The 7,395-nt window shown below is 39.1% G+C and carries 5 protein-coding genes; 4 read left to right on the forward strand and 1 reads right to left on the reverse strand.

Translation table 11 applies throughout. From position 1 onward, the window contains the following. Positions 1–15 precede the first annotated feature (15 nt). Positions 16–1,365: an FAD-dependent oxidoreductase gene (locus tag LQV63_RS25565; protein WP_233698775.1), complete on the reverse strand. Its 1,350-nt coding sequence runs from the start codon at positions 1,363–1,365 to the stop codon at positions 16–18. Between the two features lie 570 nt (positions 1,366–1,935). On the opposite strand from LQV63_RS25565, the gene LQV63_RS25570 reads away from it, so the two are divergent. The 4 genes from LQV63_RS25570 to LQV63_RS25585 all read left to right on the forward strand — a co-directional run bounded on the left by LQV63_RS25570 (position 1,936) and on the right by LQV63_RS25585 (position 6,365). After that, positions 1,936–2,424, forward strand: coding sequence for an NUDIX hydrolase (locus LQV63_RS25570; RefSeq protein ID WP_233698776.1), 489 nt, complete (start codon positions 1,936–1,938; stop codon positions 2,422–2,424). 224 nt (positions 2,425–2,648) lie between these two features. Continuing rightward, complete coding sequence (locus LQV63_RS25575; RefSeq protein ID WP_233698777.1) at positions 2,649–3,527, forward strand: Shedu anti-phage system protein SduA domain-containing protein; 879 nt, start codon at positions 2,649–2,651, stop codon at positions 3,525–3,527. Between the two features lie 236 nt (positions 3,528–3,763). Next, positions 3,764–5,119: an ATP-binding protein gene (locus LQV63_RS25580; RefSeq protein WP_233698778.1), complete on the forward strand. Its 1,356-nt coding sequence runs from the start codon at positions 3,764–3,766 to the stop codon at positions 5,117–5,119. 229 nt (positions 5,120–5,348) lie between these two features. After that, positions 5,349–6,365: a hypothetical protein gene (locus LQV63_RS25585; RefSeq protein ID WP_233698779.1), complete on the forward strand. Its 1,017-nt coding sequence runs from the start codon at positions 5,349–5,351 to the stop codon at positions 6,363–6,365. Positions 6,366–7,395 lie beyond the last annotated feature (1,030 nt).

Raw genomic sequence — 7,395 nt, forward strand, 5'->3', positions numbered from 1 at the left:
GTGATAGAAGTTGAACTACATTTCCAGATATGCCCCTTGCTCTTTGAGAATCGTCTGCACTTTCTTGATGTCAATTTCTTGTACGTTCGTGCTCTCTAACGCTGCGAGAGCAGCGGCAATCCCGCCGCCATGACCGATGGCTCCGGTCGTCGGAGTGGTTCTCATCGCCGCTTGTGCTTCAAAGGTTGCCGAGATGCAGCGGCCGATGACGATCAGGTTATGTACGGTGGCGGTAATCATGCAGGAATAAGGAATGCTGTATACGCCGCCCCATTCCAGTTTCTGATGCTTGGTGCCCTCGCCGTCCGGGCTATGGATGTCGATCGGATAGCCGGAATGGGCAATCGTATCGTCGAACAGGCGCTGCTGCAAAATATCCTCGGCCGTCAGCGTATAGATGCCTTTGATTTGGCGCGAGCCGCGAACGCCGATGCTTGGTCCGGTGGACTCGACAACCGCATGCTCGAATCCCGGTATGTATTTGCGGACAAACAGCTCCAACTCACGGCACTGCTTGCGGCCTTCCATTTCAGCCTGGCTGAGACTGTGCGCGTCGGTGGCGTCATAGCCGATAATCCGCGTTGTATTGAGGATGACCTCGCCCGGGTTATTGGTCTCAAAGAACAAAATATTTTCACGCGGAATGGAGATTTCGCCCCGCTCCTTGGCTTGTCTGAACAGGCTGTCGAAGCCGCCGACCGAAAGACGTGGGGACTTCTCAATAATGGAGGTATCCCCGTTATACAGCGGGAAGTCTTCCGGATGACTGTGAATATATTCCTTGACCCTTGGGATATCGACGTTGTACATTTTCATTTTCAGGGTCATCGGCTGCGTTGCTCCGTCGGATTCGCGTCCTTTGGTGTATACGACTCCAGCAAGGGCCGAGAGGTCGCCATCACCCGTTGCGTCGATGAAGACGGAGGCATGGATGTCGCTGAGCCCAGATTTATTGCAGACCTGTATGCCCGTGATGCGGCCATTTTCCGTATAAACGCCTGCCAGCATCGTATGGTACAAAATATCACCGCCCGCTTCCGTGACCATTAGCTCCAGCTCATGCTTCATCGCTTCGGCGTCAAACGGGGTAACCGAATATGTAAATCCGACCGTGTCGAAAATATGCCCCGGGGATTTGCCCAACCGCTTCAGCCGCTCGATCAGTTCCCCGGTGAAGCCCTGAATGACCTGCTTCTCGCCGGCATGGAAAGTCATCATTGGGCCGACGCCGTTAGCGGTCAGTGTGCCGCCAAGAAAACCATGAGACTCGACAATAAGCGTCTTCGCCCCGGTCTTGGATGCGGCGATGGCGGCCATAGCCCCGGCGATGCCGCCGCCCATTACAACTACGTCATATAGATTCATGTACTCTTCGCTCCTTTACTCGTAAGATTCATTCCTCTGCTGCCTTTAGGCTAACAAATAAAAATTATTTTGTAAACGCTCTTAGAAAATAATTTACTAAATATCCGGAAATATTGAAAATGGTTTACTGAATTGTGATAATTGATGTAAGAGGAGGGTTGTGTGGAATTATCGTAAAAAAGAAGACTTCCGAATGTTCGGAAGTCTTGATAGGGTATCGACAATGTGATTGATGGATTGCCGTTCGTCAGCTTAACAGAAAAACTTCTAAACTGGTCGAAGAAGCAAGGCAAAGGCTTTCGGAGAAAGATTCCGTCCTTCTTGAGCAAATACTGATTTGACCAGTGAATCTAATTCATGGTTACAAAAAACGTGAATTTTTTGTAAAATTGAACCAATTTAATAAGATTAAGAATGAAGTTTAAGAACAATTATTACAACGAAGAATTTTATAGACCTGTACCCCATGATTATCGAACGAATGGATGGTTATCTTTCTAAGCAAGGCAGGAGAGAAGAAATCCTCTCTTTCTTTTTTTGAAAAATAAATTGTTGGATGGGACTGATTATATGTTATTTGTTAACTCCAGAGCGATAATTGAAAGAGATTTTAATAATGAAAGACAAATTGTAATTCAGACAAGAAATAAACCCAACGAACCATTAAAGATTGAATTACCCGGAGGACGAATTGAACCACATGAATCATTAACACAAGCATTGAGAAGAGAAGTAAGGGAAGAGACCGGACTGGAAGTAACAGAAATTGAGGGAGAAGACACAAGAATTGATACAAGTGGAATAGATCCAGAATTTGAAGTTGAATGTATTAAACCCTTTGGAGCATATCAAACATTAAGAGGGCCAATTGATTCAGTAGGATACTATTTTAGATGTAAAGCTGAAGGAGAGATAGTAAAGAGCGGGGATGAAACGACAGATATTAAATGGATAACCATAAAGGAGCTATCAGAATTAATCAATAGCAACCCATTACAATTTTCAAATGTTGATCGAGCTGGGATCATTTATTATTTAAAGCAACTTGAAAGATCTTGAATAGGTAGCTCGAAGAAGGAACATGACATCAGCTAACATCGTAATCTACATTACGGTCTAAAGGCCTTGGTCTGTAAAAGGAATTTCGAGGAAGCAGATTCAGCAGACACCTGCACCACCTAACCGCATTGCGACAGGCCCGTTGGCCCTTAAGGCGGTGAGGATTCGTAGATACAAGAACGTTATATGAAAGAGTCGCAATAAATTAAAGGAGAGAATCAGAGATGCCATTTAGGAAAACATATGAAATAATTACTTCACCAGACCCAATTTCCTGGGATGATTACACTAATAAGTTAATGAATGAGTGGGAACTCCTATTAAATAATGAGGAAAAACAAAAAAGCGAAAAAGTATATCAAAGATTTTTGGAAGATAATTTTTGTCTATTACCTGGGGCTTTTGGGTTGATTGGTAGGTCAGGCCATTATCCATATCCTGGGGCAGTTGTTGCTCAACCTCAATTAAATGGATTATTCAAGAGAATTCCTGACTTTATGTGGATTGCTAATGATAGTGGGACACTTTATCCTGTTTTTATTGAAATTGAAGCTCCTTACAAACAGTGGTTTCTAGACAATGGAAAGCAAACTGATGAATTTACTCAAGCACATAATCAATTAGCTGAATGGAAGCAATGGTTTGCTAAACCAACACATGTGAGTTTGTTTTTAGAGTACTTCCAAATTCCATCAGATTTTCTATGGGGTAAATCTATTAGACCGCTATTTCTATTGATTTATGGAAGAAGGTCAGAGTTTGATAGAAAGCCTTTTTTGAGTGAGAAGAGGAGATATATGGCTAGAGAAGACGAATTCTTAATGACATATGATAGTTTGTCACCAGATTATGGAGTTAGAAATTTAATGTGTGTTCGTATCGAAGACAATTCATACAAAGCCATTTCTGTATCTCCAACATATACGCTAGGTCCTTCATTGGCAGGTTGGCACGCATTAATTTCCGGTAGGGAAGAAGCTATTGAGCGTAATTTGTATATTTCAAAGGAACGTAAAGATTTCTTAATCTCAAGAATACCATATTGGGAGAACTGGGCTAAGAAAGGAGAGAAGGGAGTAATAAATACAGGTGATAAAGAATAATGCAAGCATTTCGAGGAAGGCGACTCCATCATATAACATCGCATTTAACGAGGTGGGCCGAGACAAGCTCGACCTTTGATCCGGAAGGGGCATTTCGGAGGCGCTAATTCACCGGACACATCCCACCGTCTAACTGCCGCAAGCGGCAGCAGGTTCCTGGCGGAACCTTAAAGTACTGAGACGTCGTGAATTCAAAGACGTAGGTGAAATTCCATGAAAAGAGAGGTCTTAACTTTATGCTAACTAAAGATAAATTTTATGAGATACTTGATGAAGGTCGAGAGGACAATTTCTGGGATTTCAAAGAAGAATTATCAATATCAAAAAAAGTGAGATTTTATGAGTTTTTAAAGGATATACTTGCATTTTCCAATAGCGGAGGTGGGTATTTATTACTGGGAGTTAAAGATGAGACTCATGAGTTAGTTGGAGTAAGTGAAGAAATTGATGAGGCTGAACTTGCACAAAAAATAGAGTCAGCACTAAGTTACTCAATTGACTTCAAGATTTTGTACTTTAACGACAAGATTGATAGTAATAAAAAATTAGGCTTGATAGAAATATTTCAAGCTAAAAAAATTTGTGTTTCACCAAAGTCTTACTCATCAGAAAAAGGAATTATAGTAGAGCAAGATATTATATATACACGACGGGGAACAAGAAGTATTCGGGTAAATGGGGAGCAATTAAATGAACTCGTAAGACGAATTCAGACAAATGCAACATACAAGTTTTCTGAATCAGAGTTACAGTTTATAGAGAAAAACAGGAACTCTAGTTATCTAGAATTCAAACAGTTTGATGATTATCTAAAGGGTGCATTTGAATTCACTGCGTCTAGTTTTGGAGATAAAATAACCCAATTGTGTAGTGATCAACTTAAATACAACAGACTTGAAGTAGGAAAATGGATAGGTTTTGAAGAAGAACGAATTAATGATTACTTTAATGGAATAGCTTATCCTTCACTTGAACATATATTACGGGCATCGAAATATTTTGAAGTACCTATCAGTTTTTTTTTCAAACCCACAACATATAGTCGCCCCCCCATTTGGGAGAATCCGCTTGTGAGTTTTTGTTTAATTGAGAAAGTAATTAATAAAAGTGAACTATTAAGTATTAATTGGGGAGATTTTTTCTCATATGTTCTTTGGGATATGTCTAAAAACATTTGTTTATTTGTTGAATGGATAAGATCAGATTACTTTGAGTATGTACGTAATAAGGAAAACATATTTAACACCAATAGATCTGACTTTTTATATGAGTATCTCATTGATATGTCACCTGAAGAAGTGTTGGAATTTAAATCGTTTATGTCGACACAACATTATAAAATTATTGGAAAAGCCAGTTTTGACAAAGAAATGCTATCTAGACTTCCGCATGAGGAGTTTCTTTATCATTTCATTGGTTACAGTAATGATTTAGTCTGTAGACTAATAAATGAAAGTATAAAGTCAATAACAGTCAGTGAATCAAAAATTGAAGTGACATACCATTTCATTGAAGAAATTATTAATTGCAAATATCTAAGAAGAGACTATGATGTGGATAAAATTTCATTGAAGATATATGACAATCTATAGAAGTCAAGATTCATTGTAGGGTTAACATAGATGCCAAGGAACTTCGCAACTTCGCCTAATACCCTATCTACACTGAGGGCTTCGCCCTTGGTGCGCAAGAAGTGGAAAGCAAAGAAACAGACTTAGCGAACAACTCTGCGAGGCTAAGTGCGGAGTGACCCGGCGTGTTTCTCGGAATCGTATATATAAACGTTATCTGAACTTGCAAAATAAGAAAGGGAGAAAACCATTGACAACAAATAATAATAGCTATAATCCATTTGAAAACATGAAGTTTTCCTCAGATGAATGTTTTTTATGTGGTCAAATACTCACGGATAATACCAGTGTTGAGCACGTGTTTCCTAAATGGCTACAAAATAAATATCACTTATGGAACCAAAAAATTCATTTACTAAATGGAACCGAGATTCCATATAGACAACTAACAATTCCCTGTTGTAAAAAATGTAACGGTATTTATTTAAGTGAACTCGAAAAGAAAATAGAAAGAGCTTTAGAAAATGGTTTTGAATCTTTTAAAGAACTAGACGAAATGTATATCTTTCAATGGGTATCGAAACTCTTTTATGGCTTACTGTATAAAGAACTTTCTCTTGTGGCTGATCGAAGAAACCCATCATTAGGAACAATTATGACCCCTGAAATGCTTGAACATTTTAGAGTGGTTCATAAATTTTTACAATCAGTTAGAACTCCTTTTGATTTTTCAGACGGAGTTCCGTGGTCAATATTTATACTTGAAACCTATGAATATGAAGACAATAGAAGTTTTAATTATATTGATGGAATTGCCACACTGACATTTCATATTAAATTGAATGGTGTTGCAATATTTGTTTTTTTGCAAGATAACGGCATTCACAAGGAATTTCATAAAGACTATTTTAATAAATTTACAGGTGAGAAGCTTCACTCTGCTCAACTCAATGAAATTATGGCTAAAATAGTGTATGGGGCAAGCTTAATGAATAGAGTACCGAAATACATATTTACTGAACAGGAAGACACAAATCTAACATCTGTAATTAGTTTACCGATTCAAGGTCTTACAACTAAGCCTATTTTTGATACATGGATCGATGAGGATTATTGTAGATTTTTAGAATATTATTTGAAACCATGGGGGATAGCCTATGATAATCTTTATTTTGGCCCAGGGAAAGTGATTACTTATCTGTTTAACGAAGACGGTTCGTTCAAGAGATTTCATCCAGATTCAATAATTGCTCCTTTTGCATTATAGATCTTTGTAAGGGTTCAAGAAGCTTGCAATGGAAGTTAAATTAACGAAGGAATAAGATATTATTTTTCAAGTCTCATTCCTTCGGTGTTTTAGAATAGAGTAGTTTAACACTCATCTTGTATGGTCTGACGATTTTTCTTCTCAAAACTATAGCAGATCAAGCAACTCAGTCTAAACTTTATTTTTACCTGACAGAACGAACAAATCAATAAATTGAAAAAGGTAATAGAAAAATGGGTAACTCAATAACCCTCCCTATAAAATAGTTATTCACGCTGCGGGACTGACGGCACTTGGTCGTCCGATGTAGTTACTAACGACACACGAGTCTCCAAAGACAGAAGCTGTCTAAGGCAGGTACGCGTCGTGAATACAAGAACGTTATACACTCGCAGCTACACTCAGCGTATCACCATTCTTGTCCTTTACGGGTGTAAATTCTTCCGTTGCTTCTGCTCAACAAGTGTCCAATTTCCATTCTGACGACTTCTACGTACCTACACCAATCATTCAGGGGAAAGTTACGCCAAAAGCCCCTGGTAATCCCGTTGCAAACGTAAATCTCAGTGAAGTGACGAAAAATGATGACTTCGTTGTTCTAGGCCCCGACATTTACTATCAATTTACAGGATTAGGATCAGATAATAGTAGAACATCTAAGGAATCTGTAAATACGACCAAGAAGACTGATATATACATCACATTAACACAATGGTCCTCTCATCTATCTATGATCCTCAAATGAAGTACACTCTTAGAAACAAAAACACAGGAAATGAGACAGACCCAGTTCCTGTAAACGGTTCATATACTAGCGAAAATAAGACCATTGGTTGGACGCGAGTTCTTCTGGGCGATTATCAGGTTGTAATATACAAAGTCGGAAATCATGAACTAGCTGGTAATGGCTTTGCCAACGCCTATTACAACTATGACTGATCAAATTTAGGCTACAAAAATCCCCCCTGCTTTCCAGGAGGCCACTGAAAAAGTCCCTTAGTCCTGAAAGAGACCATTCTTCATTTTTTTG

Source organism: Paenibacillus profundus (assembly GCF_021369635.1).
Taxonomy (GTDB): domain Bacteria; phylum Bacillota; class Bacilli; order Paenibacillales; family Paenibacillaceae; genus Paenibacillus_B; species Paenibacillus_B profundus.